The sequence below is a fragment of the Glaciimonas sp. CA11.2 genome (assembly GCF_034314045.1).
Lineage (GTDB): Bacteria > Pseudomonadota > Gammaproteobacteria > Burkholderiales > Burkholderiaceae_D > Glaciimonas.
In genome coordinates, this window is sequence record NZ_JAVIWL010000001.1 from 2134582 (window position 1) to 2155058 (window position 20477).

17 protein-coding genes and 1 riboswitch are annotated in these 20477 nt (G+C 48.6%); of the genes, 6 read left to right on the forward strand and 11 right to left on the reverse strand.

What is annotated here, in order from left to right; all coding sequences use genetic code 11:
* Positions 1–21 precede the first annotated feature (21 nt).
* From RGU75_RS09115 to RGU75_RS09145, 7 genes are all read right to left on the reverse strand, one after another.
* Positions 22–1395 (reverse strand): STAS domain-containing protein, encoded by a 1374-nt coding sequence (locus RGU75_RS09115; RefSeq protein ID WP_322235129.1) that lies wholly within the window; start codon positions 1393–1395, stop codon positions 22–24.
* Positions 1396–2046: 651 nt separating this feature from the next.
* Entirely contained in the window at positions 2047–2424 is a 378-nt protein-coding gene (gene dksA / locus RGU75_RS09120) for an RNA polymerase-binding protein DksA (protein ID WP_322240372.1), read from the reverse strand.
* 451 nt (positions 2425–2875) lie between these two features.
* Complete coding sequence (locus tag RGU75_RS09125) at positions 2876–3964, reverse strand: GTP-binding protein (RefSeq protein ID WP_322235132.1); 1089 nt, start codon at positions 3962–3964, stop codon at positions 2876–2878.
* A gap of 160 nt (positions 3965–4124) precedes the next feature.
* Complete coding sequence (locus RGU75_RS09130) at positions 4125–4748, reverse strand: transcriptional repressor (protein WP_322235134.1); 624 nt, start codon at positions 4746–4748, stop codon at positions 4125–4127.
* Positions 4749–4891: 143 nt separating this feature from the next.
* Positions 4892–5911: a tyrosine recombinase XerC gene (gene xerC / locus RGU75_RS09135; protein WP_322235137.1), complete on the reverse strand. Its 1020-nt coding sequence runs from the start codon at positions 5909–5911 to the stop codon at positions 4892–4894.
* A gap of 13 nt (positions 5912–5924) precedes the next feature.
* Positions 5925–6593 carry a DUF484 family protein gene (locus RGU75_RS09140; RefSeq protein WP_322235139.1) on the reverse strand — a complete coding sequence of 223 codons (669 nt, stop codon included), beginning with the start codon at positions 6591–6593 and terminating at the stop codon, positions 5925–5927.
* 200 nt (positions 6594–6793) lie between these two features.
* Positions 6794–7966, reverse strand: a complete 1173-nt coding sequence (locus tag RGU75_RS09145) for a porin (protein ID WP_322235141.1) — start codon at positions 7964–7966, stop codon at positions 6794–6796.
* 756 nt (positions 7967–8722) lie between these two features.
* Here RGU75_RS09145 and RGU75_RS09150 point away from each other — a divergent pair.
* Complete coding sequence (locus tag RGU75_RS09150; protein ID WP_322235144.1) at positions 8723–10501, forward strand: tetratricopeptide repeat protein; 1779 nt, start codon at positions 8723–8725, stop codon at positions 10499–10501.
* A gap of 218 nt (positions 10502–10719) precedes the next feature.
* Here the strand turns inward: RGU75_RS09150 and dapF are convergent, their stop codons facing one another.
* From dapF to RGU75_RS09165, 3 genes are all read right to left on the reverse strand, one after another.
* Positions 10720–11586, reverse strand: a complete 867-nt coding sequence (gene dapF / locus RGU75_RS09155) for a diaminopimelate epimerase (protein ID WP_322235146.1) — start codon at positions 11584–11586, stop codon at positions 10720–10722.
* Positions 11587–11708: 122 nt separating this feature from the next.
* Entirely contained in the window at positions 11709–12578 is an 870-nt protein-coding gene (locus tag RGU75_RS09160; protein WP_322235149.1) for a lipid A biosynthesis acyltransferase, read from the reverse strand.
* Positions 12575–13441, reverse strand: coding sequence for a lysophospholipid acyltransferase family protein (locus tag RGU75_RS09165; protein ID WP_322235151.1), 867 nt, complete (start codon positions 13439–13441; stop codon positions 12575–12577). The genes RGU75_RS09160 and RGU75_RS09165 overlap by 4 nt, the downstream gene beginning before the upstream one ends.
* A 437-nt stretch (positions 13442–13878) precedes the next feature.
* On the opposite strand from RGU75_RS09165, the gene metK reads away from it, so the two are divergent.
* The 5 genes from metK to metF all read left to right on the forward strand — a co-directional run bounded on the left by metK (position 13879) and on the right by metF (position 19684).
* Positions 13879–15036 carry a methionine adenosyltransferase gene (gene metK / locus RGU75_RS09170; RefSeq protein WP_322235153.1) on the forward strand — a complete coding sequence of 386 codons (1158 nt, stop codon included), beginning with the start codon at positions 13879–13881 and terminating at the stop codon, positions 15034–15036.
* 337 nt (positions 15037–15373) lie between these two features.
* Positions 15374–16450 carry an AI-2E family transporter gene (locus tag RGU75_RS09175; protein WP_322235155.1) on the forward strand — a complete coding sequence of 359 codons (1077 nt, stop codon included), beginning with the start codon at positions 15374–15376 and terminating at the stop codon, positions 16448–16450.
* Positions 16451–16659: 209 nt separating this feature from the next.
* A riboswitch (S-adenosyl-L-homocysteine riboswitch) is annotated at positions 16660–16735 on the forward strand.
* 26 nt (positions 16736–16761) lie between these two features.
* Positions 16762–18195 (forward strand): adenosylhomocysteinase, encoded by a 1434-nt coding sequence (gene ahcY, locus RGU75_RS09180; protein WP_416186799.1) that lies wholly within the window; start codon positions 16762–16764, stop codon positions 18193–18195.
* Between the two features lie 304 nt (positions 18196–18499).
* On the forward strand, positions 18500–18844 hold the full coding sequence (locus RGU75_RS09185; RefSeq protein WP_322235158.1) for a phage holin family protein: 345 nt from the start codon (positions 18500–18502) through the stop codon (positions 18842–18844).
* Positions 18845–19684, forward strand: a complete 840-nt coding sequence (gene metF / locus RGU75_RS09190; protein WP_322235160.1) for a methylenetetrahydrofolate reductase [NAD(P)H] — start codon at positions 18845–18847, stop codon at positions 19682–19684.
* A 137-nt stretch (positions 19685–19821) separates the two neighbouring features.
* On the opposite strand, the gene RGU75_RS09195 is transcribed toward metF, so the two are convergent.
* On the reverse strand, positions 19822–20454 hold the full coding sequence (locus RGU75_RS09195) for a 5-formyltetrahydrofolate cyclo-ligase (protein WP_322235163.1): 633 nt from the start codon (positions 20452–20454) through the stop codon (positions 19822–19824).
* Between the last annotated feature and the right edge of the window lie 23 nt (positions 20455–20477).

Consider the following 20477-nt stretch of genomic DNA (forward strand, 5'->3'; position numbering starts at 1 on the left):
TGCCAGATATCAGACCTACTTTTAATTCTTGCGCGTAGAAATGCTGATGACGTCTTGAAGTCCCATAACCTTAAATAGCGCTGCCACTAGATGGTTTACCTCGTGAAGCTCGATTTTTCGGCCTTGTTCAATGATAGGCAATAGCCCATTCATTAATTGCCCGGCGGCATTAAAATCTATGCGTATCAGGCGGGAACAGTCTATAAGCGTCGGATTGTGGTTAATCGCGTACGTTTTAATCTTTAGCAAAAGTTCATCAACCCGTCCTTCGATCAAAATCGGCATCAGAAAGTGTTCTCGACTCTTTATCGATTGCTGGTTTAGCGTATTTTTGTCTAGAGCAACAAGGACTTTAGATTTTGGTGCGATGAAAGGTGGAGGAGATACTTCAAATGTAATACTGTAATCGATGCTAACGTCTTCGAAAGCTTGCTCATTATTTAATAAATGCAAAATTTCCAGCAATAGTAACCACGGAGCTGCAGTTTCATCACGGCGACCAATGCAAAGAATAGATCGAATAGCTTCGGTAAGTTGGTTGGGAGCGACCAAAATGAGATCGATACCGGATTTTTGAAGTTTCCTTAATGTCCGCAACAAAAGCCCGCAGCCGATCGCGTCGACGGAGGTTATACGGGTGAATTCCAGTCTTAAAGCAGGATGACTTACCGCCAGTTTCTGAGCCCGCTCCAGGTACTTGGTGACATTTGCGTCAAGCTTGCCCGAGAACGATACTGCTGCGATAGCAAGATCTTGGACTTGTAAATCGGTGTGGGGGTTAAGTGTGAGTTGCTCGTCCCAAGCGGGGGGAGAACTCTCAAATTTATGCGCATAATTAACTGACAGGTCATCGAATTGCTGTTGTTTATTATCGATCCGGTAAAGATCCAGTAACATCCACCACACACTGGCAGTAGCTCCCCCTAGATCGTCTCCCTCTATTGCTTGTTCAAGTAGCTGCTCCGCGATTTCGGATTGTGAGCTGGCGAATAGCAATGCTGCCTCTTCAACCACCGCTGGCGTGTCTGAAATCGCGACCTGAATAGTCCCAACCTTAGTGTCCGCTGCTAAAGAATCTTTTTTTCGGGTCGTCCCGGGAGCGTTTTGGTCATTCTGGGCACTCACTATTTTTTTATTTTTGGCAGTATCGGACAGCATGGTATTTAGAATCGTCGTGGGATAGACGAATTCTGAGGACATCTCCGACTCGATTGCATCGATTTTCATTGCGGTGGAATTGGGCGGTGGTGCGTTTGGTCGAGGCGTCTCGATCCCTTGTTCAGGCGTCCTATTGCTGGCGGGCTGAATTGAAACGGTGCTCTGGGCAGCCGCTATATCTGCAGCGGCTTTGGCGTTTTGACGAGCTTGTTTGCTAAAAATCGAGAAAATCCCCACATTGATCCTAGCTGATGAATTGATGGTCGTTGATAAGGAGGTAAATCGAGCGGCTATCTTTATAGTGTAGTCGGATATGTATGTAGAAATAGTGCTTGCTGCCCCATTTTTAGGTAAAAGCTTATATTTGACACGGCTCGGTTGATTTGTAAATGCCGGGCGATGGCAAAAAATATTTAAAATGGTGCATTAATATTTTAAATAAAATCACTGAACGTAATGCTTTTCCGTTGTGCTCGGGGCGAGTGATCTTTTATTGGATGGCGCTCTTGAAACAACATTTTTTTGGCTAAGGATAAGGTGTGATAACTTTTAACTATACGAAGGAATAGATTCTTATCTAAAGCGACTTAAGGTCAATTACTTTGTAGATAGGATGAGAACCATGATGCACAAGCGTCTCTATTTAGCGCGCGTTAAGGCCGCTATTAAGCAAACATCAAGGCTTTTAAGGCCTATGTGGGAAGATAACTAATGTTAGTCGTCGCATAACCACCGTTAAAATTGCAACGGGGAAAGTCTGGTGGTTGAAGTCACTATGCGCTGATAATGGATTCCCCGCAATGCATAAAGGATGGCGTGCCTATTTTAGAATAGACAATGCAGCATTGCGGGGCGAGGGGATCGAAGCCGATTGAGTCGGCCAGAGAATTAATCCCCGTATAGCTTTTGTTTCAGTTCACGCCGTTGCTGCGCTTCTAGTGACAAAGTCGCGGTAGGTCTTGCCAACAAACGGGGGATGCCAATGGGCTCGCCGGTTTCTTCGCACCAGCCATACTCACCGGCATCGATTGAGGCGATTGATTGTTGCACTTTCTTCAATAATTTGCGCTCACGATCACGTGTTCGCAGTTCCAGTGCGTGTTCTTCTTCTATCGTGGCACGATCAGCAGGGTCGGGTACAAGCACTGTTTCGCGCAGGTGTTCAGTAGTTTCTCCGGCGTTTTTCAGCAGATCAACTTCCAGCTGTTTTAGACGCGCTCTGAAGAAAGCCAGTTGTGCCGCATTCATGTAATCCGCTTCGCTCATCGTAACGAGTTGCGCTTCGGTTAATAAAGGGGCATCGGGGGTGGGGTTGGTTATTTTGGTAGCCACTTCGGGTACTTTCGATACGACGTATATGTCAATTTTATCCGTTAACTCAGTACGTGAGGGTAAGATATTTGTAATGCCCTCAATGTTTCTCGTACTGAATCTGGCCGCGGGGAATTCTTTTCTTTGAGGCAATCACTAGCGGTCAAATGCTGGGAAGCTTACTTCAACATTGAATCGCTTTTGTTGTCATCACGATCATTATTTCTTACTTGATCAGGGATTCTACAACAGGTTTGACCTCAAAGCGTTCAGGTTCTTTCAAATGTGGTAATTGCTATGCAGGTTCTTCAATATTCTTTTCATTTTATTGCATGATCTGGCTGCAATCATCAATGCCAGTTTGCACTATCACCACACTATTTCTTGCGTGCAAAACTGCCATACTTTATACCAGACATTGCTCCAAACCGCGAATAAAGATGTCTTTAGGTAGCTTTTTACCTATGAAGACCATTTTACTGGAAGGGATTTCGCCCTCATCCCATTTTCCACCGACATCACTGCCCATAATCTGGTGCACGCCCTGAAAGACAACTTTCCTATCAGCGCCATCCATAAATAATATGCCTTTGTAGCGCAGCATGCGCGGTCCATATACCTGAATCATCCCATCAAGGAATTCTTCGAGTCGCGCCGCTTCAAAAGGTCGCTCGCTTTTAAAAACAAAGGCTGCAATATCATCGTCATGATGTGCGTGATGATGATTGTGTGCGTGACTTTCATTTTTCGCATCATGTGCATGGCCTTCTTGATGCGAAGGGTGTTCGCATTCATCGCCGCTATGGTCGTGATCATGGTGATCACCGGGGGCCTCTTCGGCTGCCAGAAAGTCAGGATCGATTTCTAGTTTTGCGTTCAGATTGAAGCCGCGGATATCGAGGATTTCGGCAATTGGCGTATGCGCCGGATCAAGTTTGACTATTGCGGCGCGCGGGTTGATGCGTTTCAAGCGCGCAGTCAGTGCGTTCACTTCAGCCTCGCTGACCAAATCTGTTTTTGATAATAGCAGTTTGTCAGCGAAGCCGACCTGACGTTGGGCCTCTTCTTGCTGATCAAGTTGCTGCATCGCGTGTTTTGCATCAACGACGGTGACGATTGCATCGAGCATAAAGTGAAGCGCGACTTCCTCGTCAACGAAGAAGGTTTGTGCAACGGGCCCCGGGTTAGCCATTCCGGTGGTTTCGATGATCACATGATCGAAATGTAACTCTCCGGCGTCACGGCGACGGGCTAGTGAACTTAAGGCGATGATCAGATCACCGCGAACGGTGCAGCAAATACAACCGTTGTTCATCTCGATGATTTGTTCGGTGCTATCTTGCACCAAAATCTCATTATCGATATTTTCCTGGCCGAACTCGTTCTCTATGACGGCGATTTTGTGACCGTGCGGTTGCTGCAGAATACGGTTGAGTAGTGTAGTTTTACCTGCGCCAAGAAAGCCGGTAAGGATAGTTGTCGGTATAAGTGCCATGATGTTTTTTAAGCGTCAGTGAGCTGAAGTGGAAATGGAAGGGCGGCTTGGTTGTGTCGTAATGATGGTGCCGTATGGAGTCGATCACCTGTTGGATGCAGGCTTAATGTTCTAAGTTTTTCTACATGGTGGGAGCAACGGGCCCATGGACCAGATCGGTCTAGTGGGCGCAATCGGCGCACCAGCCTTTGATCGTTAATTCAATGTCATGCCCTTCAAAACCTTTGCCGAGCGACCCCTGCAGGGCTTGCTGCAAATGCTGACGCAGCAACGCAGGCGATGCGGTAGTTGCCGTTTCTCTAGGTTTTGTTGTTGCGTCCGTTAGGACTGGCGCCAGTACGTCGCCCAAAAATCCTGCCTCACCGCTACCATCCAGGCAAAAAACTTTTGCACAGCGGGTGCATTTAAAATGCCCATGTTGATGCTGCGCGTGCAGCGCTGAATGGGCTGAGGTGGACTCGGTATGTTCAGCGCCAGCGCTATAGAGAAAAACGCGGTCATCGCCAGCAATTTTGTGGGCCAGGCCCGCATCGGTCAGACAATCAAGTGCGCGATATAAGGTCACCCGATCTAACTCTGCAAATAAATCCTGCATATCTTGATGTGACACAGCGCAGCGCGCTTCCAGCAAGGCGGTCAGCACTTTTACTCGCGCAGTCGTGATGCGCACTGACGATAGTCGCAACTGCCCCTCCGCTAGCTTAGCCGCTTGTGAAGGCAGCGCGGTGTGGTGTGCGGCTGGAGAGTTTTTCGTCCCAGATTTAACTTTGATGTCAGCGGTCATGCGAGAACAGGTGGAGTAATCGTTGGTAAAGATCGATTATGCCCCAAATTGCAATTGAGTTGCAATTGAGTTGATTTTTTGAGTGAGGGCAGATTAGTTCTCTCGCCAGGCGAAATCAAATCAACTATCGATTAGATCGCAAATTATTCTTTTGGGACTTTTTTGGCGCGAGGATGGGCGGCGTCATAGACTTGCGCAAGGCGCTGAAAATCAAGTGACGTATAGACTTGGGTCGAGGCGATTGATGCATGGCCTAGCATCTCTTGTACCGCGCGTAAATCGCCGGAACTTTGTAAAACGTGGGAGGCAAACGAATGGCGTAATACATGTGGATGAACGTCAGTCGGGAGGTTGAGCGTCCGCGCATGGGCTTTCAAGCGAAGTTGAATCACTCGCGGTGATACACGGCTACCGCGCTCAGTTAAAAAAAGTGCGAAGGTGTTGTTCAGCTTTGCCGCATTCTCTTTTACCAATGTCATGCGTAAAGGCAGCCAGTCTGCGATAGCTTGCAATGCCGGTTGTCCCACTGGGACTGATCGCTGCTTATTGCCTTTGCCGGTTACCCTGACTTCTGCCGCGTCCCAATCGATCCAGCCGGACGAAACATGTCCTGCTTCATTCGTGTAGCGAATGTCGAGCCCAGCTAGCTCGGAGACCCGCAGCCCACTCGAATATAACAACTCGAACATGGCGCGATTGCATGCCGACAAGGTCGGGCCGTGCGAATTGAGAGGATTGGCGCTGGCCACCAGCCGTATGGTGTCATCGGCATTGAGTGCTTTTGGTAGTGGTTTTCCACGCTTTGGTGCTTTGACGCCGTCGACGGGATTGCTGGAAAGCGTAGTATGTTCACTTAACCAACTATAAAACCCGCGCCAGGCCGAAAGTTTGCGTGCGATTGAACGCGCATTGAGGCCGCGAGAATGGAGTTGTGCGGCAAATTTTCGAATATGTGCATGGCTGAGAGTCGCAAGGTCTGGATTGGCATCTTCAGAAGCGTTATGGAGTGCGCGACTCAGCGCTATTAACTCCGAAAGATCTCGCGCATAGCTACTGACTGTATGCGGCGACAATTTTCGACCATAGCGCAGATTATCCAGATACCTGTTAACGTCCGATGAAGACGTTAACAGTTCAGAGGACACATTATCGTCACTCGACATGGTATTGGATCGATCAGTGCAGTAGACAGGCCAGCGCTGCGCTGGCGGTGTCGCCTATCTTACTCAGGAAGTCGGTTGCCATGTCGGCACTAAAACGCTCCGGGTCCGGCGAGCTTAAGACTAATAATCCGAAAGTGCCGGATGCAGGATCGCGTCGTAATGGCAGCATGGCGATTGATTGTGTTTCAGTTGGATGATCAAGCCAGGAAGCCGCTTCAAAATCATTATTGGACCCACAAAAAGGGACGCGCAAGCCATTTGCAAAAAGCTTTGAATCGGCAGATGCTGGCGCAGCAAACCACGTATGCGAAAATTCATCAGCAACGTTCCACAGCCGCATGGTGGCTTGAGGTACGTTGAAGATCGTCTGTAGCCCGGCGATAAGCGTATGGGGCATATCGACATCATTTCGGGCTAGAAGCAGGCTACGTGACCATACTTGCAATTTGTCCGCGATGCCGTCATTTTCTTGCGCATTTCTTGCCATGTCGGCGAGGCGAAGATCTTGCACCTTTATTTTTTCCCGCAATATTTCCATCTGACGCTCTTGCAGGGAGATGGCGCGACCAAGCAAAGGGCTGGTCAATTTGATTTTGCCGAGCAACTCAGCATGCTCCACAAAGAAATGTGGCGTTTCTGCAAGATATTCTGCGACGGTATCGGGATCCAGTTGGCTGCTCATAGTGTGCGATTGAATATTGAGAGTAGAGAGTTGAGTGAGCAAGAATATCATCACTATGGCGATGAACCATAACTAATGCCTCAGCAAAAATTTTTTTGATCCCGAAAATAACAAAAGGCCCACATGATTTTTCATGTGGGCCTTTTGTATTTCTAACTAAGCAGACATTTCCGCGTTACCGCAGATATGACTAAATTACATTAGAACTTGTGACGGATACCAACAGTAACAGCAGTTTGGTTACCTGTGTTTCCAGTTGTGTCGCCTTCAACGCCTGGGTTGACAGCGTTTTTAGCGCGCAGGTATGAAGCAAATGCATACAAGTCAGTACGCTTCGACAAGAAGTAATCAGTACCCAAGTTGACTTGTGTCAGTTTGCCTTTTGGCGAACCAGCATCAACGAAAGTTAAGTTGCTGTATTGAACGCTAGCCAACAAATGCAAAGGTGCTGTCAAAGAATAGTTAGTACCCAATTCAAAGATGTCAGCTTTGCTGTTGTTGATGCCGCCGATAGCGAAGGCCGAAGCCAACGAACCACCGACAGGAACAGCCGCTGTTGAGCTAGTAGCCAATGGCTGCTTAACACGTGACCAGTTACCGTACAAACGTGCAGGACCAACTTGGTAACTAGCACCTAAGCTGAACACTTTCAGAGCTGTATCGCCGGCATTGCCAGAAAATACTGGAGCACTGTTAGTCAAAGAAGTATCGCTAGATGTGGCGCCTTTTTTCGACTGGTAGTAAGCAGCGTACAGGCCGAGTGGGCCGTTCGCGTATTGACCACCGATACCGAAAGATTGACCAGCAGTAGTTTGACCAGCAGTTTCGCCGAAACCGTAGATCGCGCTAGCAGTGAAACCAGACAGGTTTGTCGTGTTGTAACGGATCGAATTCTGGGTACGTACACCTTCCAAACGGTCCAGATTGTGGCCAACCGCGCCAGTTACGCCACCGAAATCTTGAACCGAAGTCCATTGGCTAACGTCATCCAGAATATCAGTCTGACGACCCAACAGAACTGTACCGAATGCATCGCTGCTCAGACCAACAACAGATTTACGACGGAACAGATTTGTCGAACCTTTGTCGCCTTGCAATGCACCAGTGTCATTAGCGAAGCCAGTTTCCAATTGGAAAACTGCTTTCAAACCGCCGCCTAGATCTTCAACGCCTTTGAAACCCAGACGTGAACCTTGGACGATGCCGGAGTTGACAGCAAACTTGCTACCAGTTTTACCAGTAGTAGTGTTCAGTGCTTTGTTTGTGTAAGTGACGCCAGTATCAACGATACCGTAGATTGTTACTGAGCTTTGAGCTTGTGCTGCACCTGCGATTGCGCCTAGTACGGCCAGTGCGATTAGTGATTTCTTCATTTGACGTCCTTTATTTGGAAAAGCCTGCTTAAGGATCCGTACATCTGTCGGATGGGTGAACATTAATGGGTCCGGCTGTCTACTCTGGCGCTTTGGTCTTATGTAGTGCTATAAATTTGTCGAAATTGTCAGGTGTTGGTGTTTGTGTTGTATTTTTGTGACACACAAGCGGCGACCTATCGTTGTACTAAATCGGTAATCTTCTGCTATGCATTGGTAATTTTGCATGTATTACATTGCATTGTGCTGACAAAACACTACGATTTCTTGTACTTGTATTACATGATAATTTTCTTTTCGGATTGATGGACGGCGAGAGCCTTGTCGGGTGACCGTTTTTTACCAGTAATAAGCCGCTATTGATACGAATTACGACATAGGACTTGCTACTTGTTGTCTAGTTACTTCTTTATATCAAAGGCTGACTTGTTAAGCGCATCTGGAAAACCTCGCCACGATGTTTCTTATCCCTAAATTAAGGAAGGCTCTTTAGCCAATAAATTGCAAAAATTTATTCTGCTGCTATATTTTGTAACTTATCCGACGTTAATCATAAATAGAACACTAATCGCCGATATTGCGCTAAGTTGGTGTAATGTTTTCTATATTGGTTGACTGGGCCGTTTTGCCGGATCGTTAAAATTAAAGAAATATCACTTTGTTGTATTAAAGCTGCGAACTTTATTCTATTTTGTTATCAAATAAAGGATTCTTCATTTATCGGGGATAATTTACGCTTTTGCATGATGGGTGTTTATGGCTAAACGGGAAGACTTAGCAATTATTAGGGCTGCGCGTGCTGGACAGGCGGCGGCCCAGCTCGCGCTCGGTCAACGCTACCTCTTTGGCGGGAACGGTTTGCCACAGAGCTTTCCGACTGCATTACATTGGTTGGATCGTGCTGCGCAACAGCAAGAGGTAGAGGCTTGGATCTTAATCGGGACGTATATTCAGCTTGATGTCGCCCGTGGTGCTACCAACCCGCTAGATTTATGCGCTTGGTATGAGCGCGCGTTTGACGCAGGCGTGATGCAGGCCGGATTGGTTTTAGCGCAATTGGTATTGGACATCAACATTCCAATCGATGAACGGGCTGCTTTAGAGGCTTATAAGCCTAAAGCTTTACAGGCACTGGAGGCAGCGGCGCATGCCGATATTCCCGAGGCCCAATGGCTATTAGCGCAGCACGCGGCGAGGATCGATCAAACGGCCGCCGCGCTTGTCAATTCGCACGCTGCAGAAGCCGATAGTAACGCCGGTAAAATGACGGGTGGTGCACATGTTGGTCTGCCGAGTCGCTCAAGTAATGCTTCGCGTTCCAGCCAAATGAACGGGGCTGATGAATTGACCGGTGAAGTTGCCCATCGGGCGCCAGTATCCGGCGCTGAAGCGACCGGTGCGACGCTGTCCTGGACCGCCCGCGCAGCTGACGCCGGAATCATGCAAGCACAACATTCGCTGGCGCAGATAGCCTGGGAAAAGCGCGACTGGACGGCGTTTTTAGAACGCGGCTTACCGTTGGCACGTGCCGTCGCGCAGCAATATGGTGGCGAATTGGCACAATTGCATGCTCCTTCCGAATCTTTGGCGAGGCGTGTGGGTGAGGCAAATCTGTTGTTGTTAACGCGCTGTGCCCGCGCACTGATGATGACTACTGGATTTGATGCTAACGAGGTCCAGCAATTTTTAGAGTTGGCGGCCTCGGCTGACGACAAATCTGCTCAGCTCGATTTGGGGCTTTGGTATGCGCGGATGGATAGCGATGGCGGACGCATCATTGTTGGTGCTGGGTCAGCCAATTATAAAAAAGCGATACGTTGGCTGACACATGCGGGCGAGCGGGGATTATCCGAAGCTTGGTATGCGTTGTCACGAATATATTTGAAGTCTGAATTTTCTCAACGTAATTTGGTTGATATGCAACGCCATCTGGAGCATGCGGCTGAAATGGGGCATCGTGCAGCGCAGCTGGAATGTGGCGTCAGTGCGTGGCGCAATCGTCGTGAAAAGTTAACGAACGATGTTCAAGCGGTTTATTGGCTGCAAAAAGCAGCGACGCAAGGCAGTATTGAGGCCCAAACGTTGCTGACCAAGATTGCTGACCGCGCGCGTCCTATGGCGTGGGCCGTGAGCGCGAAACAACAACTGACGCGTGAGTTGGTCGCCGGTCATCCTTTTCTCGCGGCGCGTATTGAACTCGCCTTGTTATTTGGATTAAGTCGGCCAGAGGCTTTGTTGCTGGATTTAAATCAAGCTGATTGCGGTCACTGTCTGGTGGTGGATATCCGTACGTCTTACGCTCGCAGTAAGCGGCGGTTGGTGTTAATTGAGACGGGCGACGAGCGTCAGGCATTGAATCGGCTGGCGCGATTGTTCGAGGATGTCGATTGTGGCCCGCATGGTCCAGAGGGAAATTATCGGCAACGCTTGTATCGTTTTAAGACAGCACTGCCGGGTTTGGAGATGACGGATGCCGATACAGCGACCGAAGATGGTGAAGAGTTCGCTGAAACGTCTAACCAACTGAGCAACTAAGATTGCGTATTTAAATACGGGCGCCCAAATAGCGCGCCGCGGCCAAACGCTATGCTTAAGTACTTAGTTTTTGGCTTAATTAAAAATTAACGAGAAAATTTGCGTTGTAAAGTAATGAGTAATCAGCAATAAGTAGTTAGGAAGTTATTGGGTTTAATTTTTTACAACGCGCACCTTCCTGGCTACGTTCGTTGATACGTTCGTTTTTACGTTCGTTTTTACGTTCGGCCTGCATCGATATCTATTTCACCTTCGAACACGGTCACGGCGGGACCGGTGAGTCTGACCGGTTGTCCAATGCCATTCCATGCGATAGATAGATCGCCGCCGTGAGTGCAGACTGCTACCGGTGAATCCAGCAACCCACGTTGAATACCCGCGACAACCGCAGCGCACGCGCCAGTGCCACAAGCTAAAGTTTCGCCCGCACCGCGTTCATACACGCGCAACTTGATCTGATGGCGATCAACAATTTGCATGAACCCAGCGTTGACGCGTTTTGGAAACCGCGGATGATGCTCAATGATAGGACCATCCACAAGAACCGGCGTGGCCTCAGTATCGCTGACGACCTGAATCGCATGTGGATTACCCATCGATACAACTGAAAACAGGATTAACTTGCCGTTGATTTCGAGTGGCCACAACGTGTCCGTACCTTGGCGTTCGCCTTGTAGAGCGCTTGCGTCAAAAGGTACGTCGGACGGCGCTAAAACAGGAGAGCCCATGTCAACAGTAATAGAGCCATCGTCTTCCAGCATTGGCTCGATCACGCCGCACATGGTTTCTACTTTGATGGAGCGCTTTTGGGTGAGACCTTTTTCAGTAACAAATTTGACGAACGCGCGCGCACCGTTCCCGCACTGCTCAACTTCTCCGCCATCAGCATTGTAAATGCGGTAACGGAAATCAACGCCCGCCGCTTGGGGTTTTTCAACGACCAACATCTGATCGGCACCGACTCCAAAGCGACGGTCAGCTAGTGCTTGCCATTGGACTTGTGTGAAATCGATATGCTGATTAATCGCATCAATGACAATGAAATCGTTACCCGCGCCGTGCATTTTTGTGAATTTGAGTTTCATGGTGTGATTATAGGGCGGTAAGAGAGAAAGTGCGCAACACGACGCTTCTGTAAAGTTGCCAGTTTTTTTGTCTCGTTACGTTATTTAGCGTTAAAAGTTCAAACTTGGTTTTCTTCATTTGATTAATAAGGCCCAGGTTCGCCCTGCGGTCTGGTTTTAAAGCGCTTATGCGCCCAAAAGTACTCTGCTGGCGCTTCGAGTATCCGCTCTTCAATAAATGCATTCATGCGTCGGGTCGCTTCCGTGACATCGTTGCCTGGATAGTTTTCCCAAGCCGGGTAAAAGGTAACTTTCCAACCTTTATAGCCCGGCAAGTACGTCGCGATCATCGGAACCACGCTGGCTTTGGTGGCGGCGGCAATTCTGGCGAGTGCGGTGAGTGTCGCTGCAGGAATGCCAAAGAATGGGACAAATTCGGCATCTTTGGTTCCAAAATCCATATCAGGCAACATGATGAAGGGAAATCCCTCCCGCATCGCACGGATGATTGGTTTCACACCTTGTTCGCGCGTGAATAATTTGACAGGGCGAAAACGCGACCGACCTTTAAGCAAAGCAGCATCCACCAACGGATCTTGTTGCCGAGAGTAAATGGTGCAAATCGAGAGCGACGAGTTGAGTACTAACGCAATGCCTGGAATTTCTAGACAGACAAAGTGCGGACATAGCAAAATGGTAGGTCCTGCACGGAGTGTGTCGAGCGGTAAGTCAGATTCAATTTTTATCAGTCGTTTGAGGCGCGCTTCAGAAGCCCACCACAACACACTGCGTTCCAGAGCGCTGCGTGAATAGGCTTGAAAATGGCGCCGTGCCAATATGACGCGGTCTGCTTCTGGCATATCAGGAAAACACAACCGCAGATTGATTAACGTAATGTGGCGACGTGGTTTCATGATGATGAACAGCAACGATCCTAACGCTTCGCCAAGAGGGCCAAGTATCCAGAGCGGCAGCCAATGTGTCAGCCATAACAAGAAAATCAGCGCTCTCATGGACGGTCCTTATTATCGGGCGCTATGTCAGTTGGCGCGCTGACGCCGGGCGGCGTTTTATAGCGGTTGTAGCTCCAGATATACTGGGATGGGCAACGGGCGATTAGTTTTTCCATGGCGATGTTGATCGCATGGGCTTGCTGTTTTGGGGTATTACCTAACTCTTCTTCAAATGGCACAAACCGAATGACAAAACCACGGCCAAAAGGTAGGCGTTCGGCATACGAAAGAATAATGGGCGCGCCACTCATTTGATGCAATTTGGCCGATAAAGTCATCGTGTAAGCCGCTTTGCCAAAAAAATCGGCCCAGACGCCTTCACCGTTTTGTGGCACCTGATCGGGCAGCAACCCGATGGCCTGACCTTTTTTGAGGGCTTTTAGCAAGGCACGCACGCCCGTTAGATTTGCTGGAGCGAGGTGCAAGTTAGGGCGCGCGCGCGCGCCTTCAATCAAGGGTTTTAATGCGGCTTTGCGTGGCGGTCGGTATAGCGCGGTGAGCGATGTTTTGGCGGCAATTGCTTGAGCGATGATTTCAAAACAACCCAAATGCGGCGTCAAAAAAATGACCCCAGTTTTGGCGTCAAGCGCGGCCTGTGCCAACTCCCAATTTTCGATGCTGGCCGTACGTAATACCTTCTCTGGCGGCGCGCACCAGACAAAAGGAAGCTCAAACATGCTTTTGCCGGACTCGCGAATCGCTTGAGACAAATAGCGTTTATAACCGGCACGGGCAAGGTTAGTTTTTAATTTGCGTCGATACGATGGCGATAACAAATATACCAGCCAACCGACAGCAGAACCGATTGCGTGCAACGCAAATAGCGGTAATTTAGATAAAAGTTGAAAGAGTTTGACAAGCATTGGACGGTGGGAAGGGGCGTTTTGCCGAAAAGTTGTAAAAGGCGTAAAATAACATACGTAGGATAAACAAATACATTGATGTACTTATATTAGTGTTTAATAATTAGCTAATGCAACTAGCTTATTCGTCGGCTTGTTAGCTAACTTAAAAAGCATTAACTTAAGCATTAACTTAAGCAGCAACTTAAGCAGCAAATCGATAAATCGCTTATTCTATTAGCGTTACATTCAATGTGTAGCAAGAGTTGCAAGAAATTGGACCAGCCAAATCAGTCATTAATTTGGATCATGCCAGTTTCGCCGGATTTACAGGATTTCACCCGCCGAGTTAATAGACAACTTGCGAAGCGGTATACAAATTTCGCTAAAGCGTCGCAGGCTCTACAGTAGGACTGCGGCACGGTCACCACTGTATTTCTTTCTGGCAGGAGCCTGTTATGACACATGAATACCTCTTCACCTCTGAATCCGTTTCTGAGGGACATCCCGACAAAGTCGCGGATCAAATTTCCGATGCTATTCTGGACGCCATTTTGGCCCAAGATCCAAATGGACGCGTTGCTGCCGAAACATTGGTTAATACCGGTCTGGTTGTTCTGGCCGGTGAAGTCACAACGTTTGCTAACGTCGATTACATCAACGTGGCACGTGAGACCATCAAGCGCATCGGTTACGATAATGCTGACTTCGGTATCGATTACAAAAGCTGCGCGGTGCTGGTGGCGTACGACAAGCAATCGCCGGACATCGCTCAAGGTGTTGATGAAGGCAAGGGATTGGATCTGGATCAGGGCGCGGGCGATCAGGGTTTGATGTTTGGTTACGCTTGTGACGAAACCCCGGAACTGATGCCAGCCGCTATTTATTACGCACATCGGATTGTTGAGCGCCAGTCGCAATTGCGCAGAGACGGGCGTTTGCCATGGCTGCGTCCGGACGCAAAATCACAGGTGACGCTGAAGTATGTTGACGGTGTACCCGTCGCGATTGACACGATTGTGTTGTCAACACAGCATGCGCCTGAAATGCAACACAGGGCTATTGAAGAAGCCGCCATCGAAGAAATTATCAAGCCAGTCGTGCCGAAAGAATGGCTACAAAACACGCGTTATCTAATCAATCCTACGGGGCGGTTCGTCATCGGTGGACCGCAAGGGGATTGTGGATTGACTGGTCGTAAAATTATTGTGGATACTTACGGTGGTGCCGCACCGCACGGCGGCGGCGCTTTTTCGGGCAAGGATCCATCAAAGGTCGATCGTTCTGCCGCCTACGCTGGCCGTTATGTCGCCAAAAATATCGTTGCAGCCGGTTTGGCGACGCGTTGCCAAATTCAGGTGTCATATGCGATTGGTATTGCTAAACCGACCTCCGTGATGGTAACGACGTTCGGAACTGGCAAGATCAGCGATGAAAAACTGGCCCAGCTGGTATTGGAGCATTTTGACCTGCGTCCAAAAGGTATCGTGCAAATGCTTGATCTGTTACGTCCAATCTATGAAAAAACTGCTGCATACGGACACTTTGGTCGTGAAGAGCCAGAATTTACCTGGGAACGCACTGACAAAGCAGCGGCGCTCAAAGCAGCAATTTGATTGTGTTTCGATAGTAGCAGCGTGACGATTTTGTAACGCCATCATTTACCGCCTATGCTAATCACTCGCGTTAGCTAGCGCGGAATCGACGGGAAGTAGGCTTCGGCTAAAACGGAAACGTTTCGGCTGGATGTCCTGCTTTCGCGTTGTCTTGTTTTTGATTTATACCGTCCAATTGCCTCAGAACAGGCGCAAAATACTGATTAATTGATGCTTTGCGGATACCTAACTACTTGATACACTGAGTTGTTTCTTCTGCAAGATTCATTCAGCAGCATCGGTCGCTTTGCCGTGCATATTTCATTTTGTAGTTTGTGCTTATCGGGTTTTACCTATCATGGCCGCAATCAAATCTTCCGCCAAACAGACGACTGCCGTTCAAATGCAGCCGCCCAGACGCCGTCCAGTGACAAGCGGGGTGTCTTCTTTTCGCATTGCTGCTTGGCTGATCGCGATTGTGGTCTTAGTTTTGGTCTTGACGCTGCATATGCTGACCGCGTTATTGGCAGGATTGCTGGTGTATCAATTGGTGCGTTCATTGACGCCACTGATCGAGCGCCGCCTCACCAGTGAGCGCTCACATCTTATAGCAGTTGTGTTGCTTTCTACGGTTATTATTGGCGTTCTCACCGGCATTATTCTGGGTTTGGTAGCGTTCTTCCACGGTGGACCTGATCGCATGTTGGTCATTCAATCCAAGTTGATGGATGTCATCGATCAGGCGCGTACGCAGATGCCGACGGTACTGCAACGATTTTTGCCGGATGATATCGTTGGTACTCGGCAAATGGTCACCGAATTTATAGAATCCCATAGCGGCGAACTTAAGCTGGCGGGAAAAGAAGCGGTACAAGTCTTTATTCATGTGTTGGTTGGTATGGTATTGGGAGCGATGGTCGCAATGACTGCAGAACATCCATTGCCGGTACTACAGCCCTTGGCTTCTGAGTTGTTAGAACGCGCAAGATTGCTGGCCGACGCTTTTCGTCGCATCGTATTTGCGCAGATTAAGATCTCGTTGCTCAATACCACCCTGACGGCAATTTTTTTGCTGGTGATATTACGCTTGGCGGGCGTCCATTTGCCATTGACCAAAACAATGATTGTAGTCACTTTTTTGGCTGGATTACTTCCTGTAATCGGCAACTTAATTTCGAATTCCGTGATCGTTGTTGTGGCATTGTCAGTTTCTTTATACGTTGCATTGGCCGCACTGGTATTTCTGATTGTGGTTCATAAGCTGGAATATTTTTTAAACGCCCGGATTGTCGGTTCGCAAATTAATGCACGTAGCTGGGAATTGTTGCTAATGATGGTTCTGGCTGAAGCAGCGTTCGGCTTGCCCGGATTGGTGGCAGCACCGGTTTATTACGCTTATATTAAAAGCGAACTTTACGAAATGGGCTGGGTTTGAGGTTGGCTAGACAATGATTGTTTTCTTTTTAAGTACCGAATAAATATCGAATAAATAGTCAGCGAGAACTGAATAAGTATCGAATAAGCACTGAAAATTGTTACAGACACCTTTCCAAAAAGTGTCAATAAACTTTATTTTTGCGCATTTGGCATGATCCAATCGCAAAGCCATGAAAGCAATGGCAATTTGATTTAGAATACTGACTTCGTGCCAAGGAGCGTTGCGACAGACACAGTCTGCCAGGCTTGGTATCGTCTCTACAAGCAACCGCGCTCACGTTACTTTTTTTCTAACGAAAGGAGGGCGTGATGAACGCCGTTGTAATGAAATCCATCCCTACTACTCTTGTTTCTTCCGATTATGTGGTTGCCGATATCAGCTTGGCTGGTTGGGGCGATAAAGAAATCCGCATAGCCGAGACCGAAATGCCAGGTCTGATCGCCATTCGTCAAGAATTTGCGGCGGCGCAACCGCTGAAAGGCGCACGCATCACCGGTTCGATTCACATGACGATTCAAACCGCAGTGTTGATTCAAACGCTGGAAGCGCTTGGCGCCAAAGTGCGTTGGGCATCATGCAATATCTACTCAACCCAAGATCACGCGGCCGCGGCAATTGCTGCCGCTGGAACGCCGGTATTCGCTTTTAAAGGCGAATCGCTGGATGAGTATTGGGAATTCACGCATCGCATTTTTGAATGGCCGGGCGAAGAGCAAGCCAACATGATTCTCGACGATGGTGGCGACGCTACTTTGTTGTTGCATCTCGGCACGCGTGCAGAAAAAGACGCGTCAGTGTTGAGCGATCCTACTTCGGAAGAAGAAATTTGCCTTTACAACGCCATCAAGAAAAAGCTGGCAACGTCACCGCAATGGTATTCGACCCGTTTGGCACAAATTAAAGGTGTCACCGAAGAAACCACAACCGGTGTGCATCGTTTGTATCAAATGCACAAGGAAGGCAAATTAGCTTTCCCTGCAATCAACGTTAACGATTCAGTCACCAAGTCAAAGTTTGATAACTTGTATGGCTGCCGTGAGTCATTGGTTGACGGTATCAAGCGTGCAACAGACGTCATGATTGCCGGTAAAGTTGCCGTCATCGCCGGTTATGGCGATGTGGGTAAAGGTTCTGCGCAAGCAATGCGGGCGCTATCGGCCCAAGTGTGGGTGACAGAAATCGATCCAATCTGCGCGCTGCAAGCAGCGATGGAAGGTTATCGCGTTGTGACCATGGATTATGCGGCGGAGCACGGTGATATTTTTGTTACCTGTACTGGCAATTATCACGTCATCACCCACGACCATATGGCGAAGATGAAAGATCAGGCGATTGTCTGCAATATTGGCCATTTCGATAACGAAATCGAAGTCGCTGCATTGAAGAAATATACTTGGGAAAACATCAAGCCACAAGTCGATCACGTTATTTTTCCCGACGGCAAACGCATCATCTTGCTGGCTGAAGGTCGTTTGGTCAATTTGGGTTGCGGTACTGGCCATCCATCGTATGTAATGAGCTCGTCGTTTGCGAATCAAACCATCGCGCAAATCGAATTATTCGCCAATACGAAGGCTTATCCAATCGGTGTTTATACGTTGCCGAAGCATTTGGATGAAAAGGTCGCACGCTTGCAATTGCAAAAACTGAATGCACAACTTAGTGTGCTCACGGAAGAGCAAGCGGCCTACATCGGCGTGAAACAAACCGGCCCTTATAAGCCGGAACAATATCGTTATTAATATTGACGAAACAGGGCCAAATCAGCGGCCTGTGTGAACAATTCTGCGCTACGCGTTAAATCGCTATTTGTCTTATTTGTCCTGATTATTTAAGTGGTGACACTCGAGACGAATGACTTTTTAAAGCTGGCTTTGATATCAGATAAGGAATAGCGAAGAGATGCTTCAAGCTATTCCGATTTTCACACCAGACGGCTTCAAATCGTGTCGTTTTGGGGGGTGGAACTGGCAATCAGCCGGGGTAATTGGCCTGATTGGTTGTGCGAATATAGGCATCATACAAGTTACAAAATAGGAGAAATGAATGCGTTTGTTGGTGACGTGGTTAATTAACGCGCTGGCGCTGCTGGCGGTGCCATATTTGATGCATTCAGTGTCGGTCGATAGTTTTGGTGCTGCGCTGGTTGCTGCATTGATTCTGGGTTTCGTGAACACGTTGATTCGTCCAATTTTATTGGTATTGACTTTGCCAGCGACGGTATTGACGTTGGGTTTGTTCATTTTTATCATCAACGGCTTGATGTTTTGGGTGGTTGCGCAATTGGTTGGTGGCTTTCATGTTGCCAGTTTCTGGGCGGCAGTTGGCGGCGCCATTTTGTACAGCATCGTCTCGTGGGCCTTGTCTACTTTGTTACTGAAAAAAAATTAAATGTCTTCTCATAATTTCAGCATTGAATTTTTCCCACCAAAGACGCCAGAAGGCGCAGAGAAACTACGCGTAACGCGGGCAAAACTGGCTGAACTGCATCCGAAATATTTTTCGGTCACGTTCGGCGCTGGTGGTTCAACGCAAAAAGGAACGCTTGACACCGTACTGGAGATTCGTGGCGAGGGACATGATGCCGCTCCGCATATTTCTTGTCTGGGCAGTTCTCGCGAATCCTTGCGTGCCATCCTGACGCAGTACAAAGAGAACGGTATTAAGCGCTTAGTCGCCTTGCGTGGAGATGCCCCGAGCGGTTACGGCGGCGTGGATTTTTCATCAAGCGAATTTCGTTATGCGAATGAGTTAGTCGAGTTTATTCGTATCGAAACAGGCGATTGGTTTCATATCGAAGTGGCGGCTTACCCCGAAATGCATCCGCAGGCAAAATCGCCGCAAGACGATGTGCAACGATTTGCCGCCAAGGTAAAAGCTGGCGCGAACGGTGCCATTACGCAGTACTTTTACAACTCTGATGCCTATTTTCGGTTTGTAGAGGAAGCGCAAAAATTAGGCGCGACTGTGCCCGTTATTGCCGGAATCATGCCCATTACTAACTATTCGCAGTTAATGCGTTTTTCGGATATGTGCGGTACCGAGATTCCGCGTTGGATTCGCCTAAAGCTTGCCGCTTACGGTGATGATACCGAGTCGATACGCGCATTTGGTCTTGATGTGGTGACGCAGTTATGTGAGCGCTTGCTTGCTGGCGGTGCACCGGGTTTGCATTTTTACACACTTAACAATGCTGCGGCTACGACTGCAATCTGGCAGCGCCTGAAGTAAATTTTTCGGAACCTGCTGTGCTCCGCACCAGCGTGCGATTGGGCTTCTTGGTAGAACCTTGAGGGTACGGTTCCGAAAAAAGTCTAATGCGTTATTTGACGTATTATTTAACGCATTCTCTGACACATTAATCATTCTTAAAAGCAAGCGCTCTCCGTAAAAATCCGGTCCAAAGCGATATCGTGATGCGCGCCATCAAAGCCCACCAATCCAGCTGAATAGCCAATGCCAAGTGCGATTGGTCGTGGTTCTATTGCGAGGGTGCGATCATAAAATCCACCGCCATAACCGAGGCGTAGCCGTTGCGCGTTAAAGCCGACGCACGGTATCAATAGCGCCCTTGGAATGACTACTTCTCCGTTCGCCGGGATTGCCACACCAAAGCTGTCTTTGATCATGGCTTCACCTGGTTGCCATCGGATGAACTGAAGCGGCGCATTTTTGCCAACGACGACTGGCAACGCCAACTGCACACCGCGTGCGATCAATGTCTTATAGGCTGGTCGCAAATCCGGTTCGTCGCGTATCGGCCAATAGACGCCTAGTACGCCCGATACCGGAAATCTGCCCGATGTGACTTCAGAATTGCCGTCTGATAAGGCCGTTGCCCAGTCGATAACCCGTTCGCCAATGGCAGTATCGAACGTTAGGCGCTGATCTGCTGAAATGGCTTTACGCGCAGCCAGCAGCGCGATGCGTAAAAGTCCCTTTTCGGCAACGTTTTCATGGCCCGAATCAGACGCATCACATGCTATGCTTGGGTTGGTCATTGGTACTCGCAGATTGAGGGTTG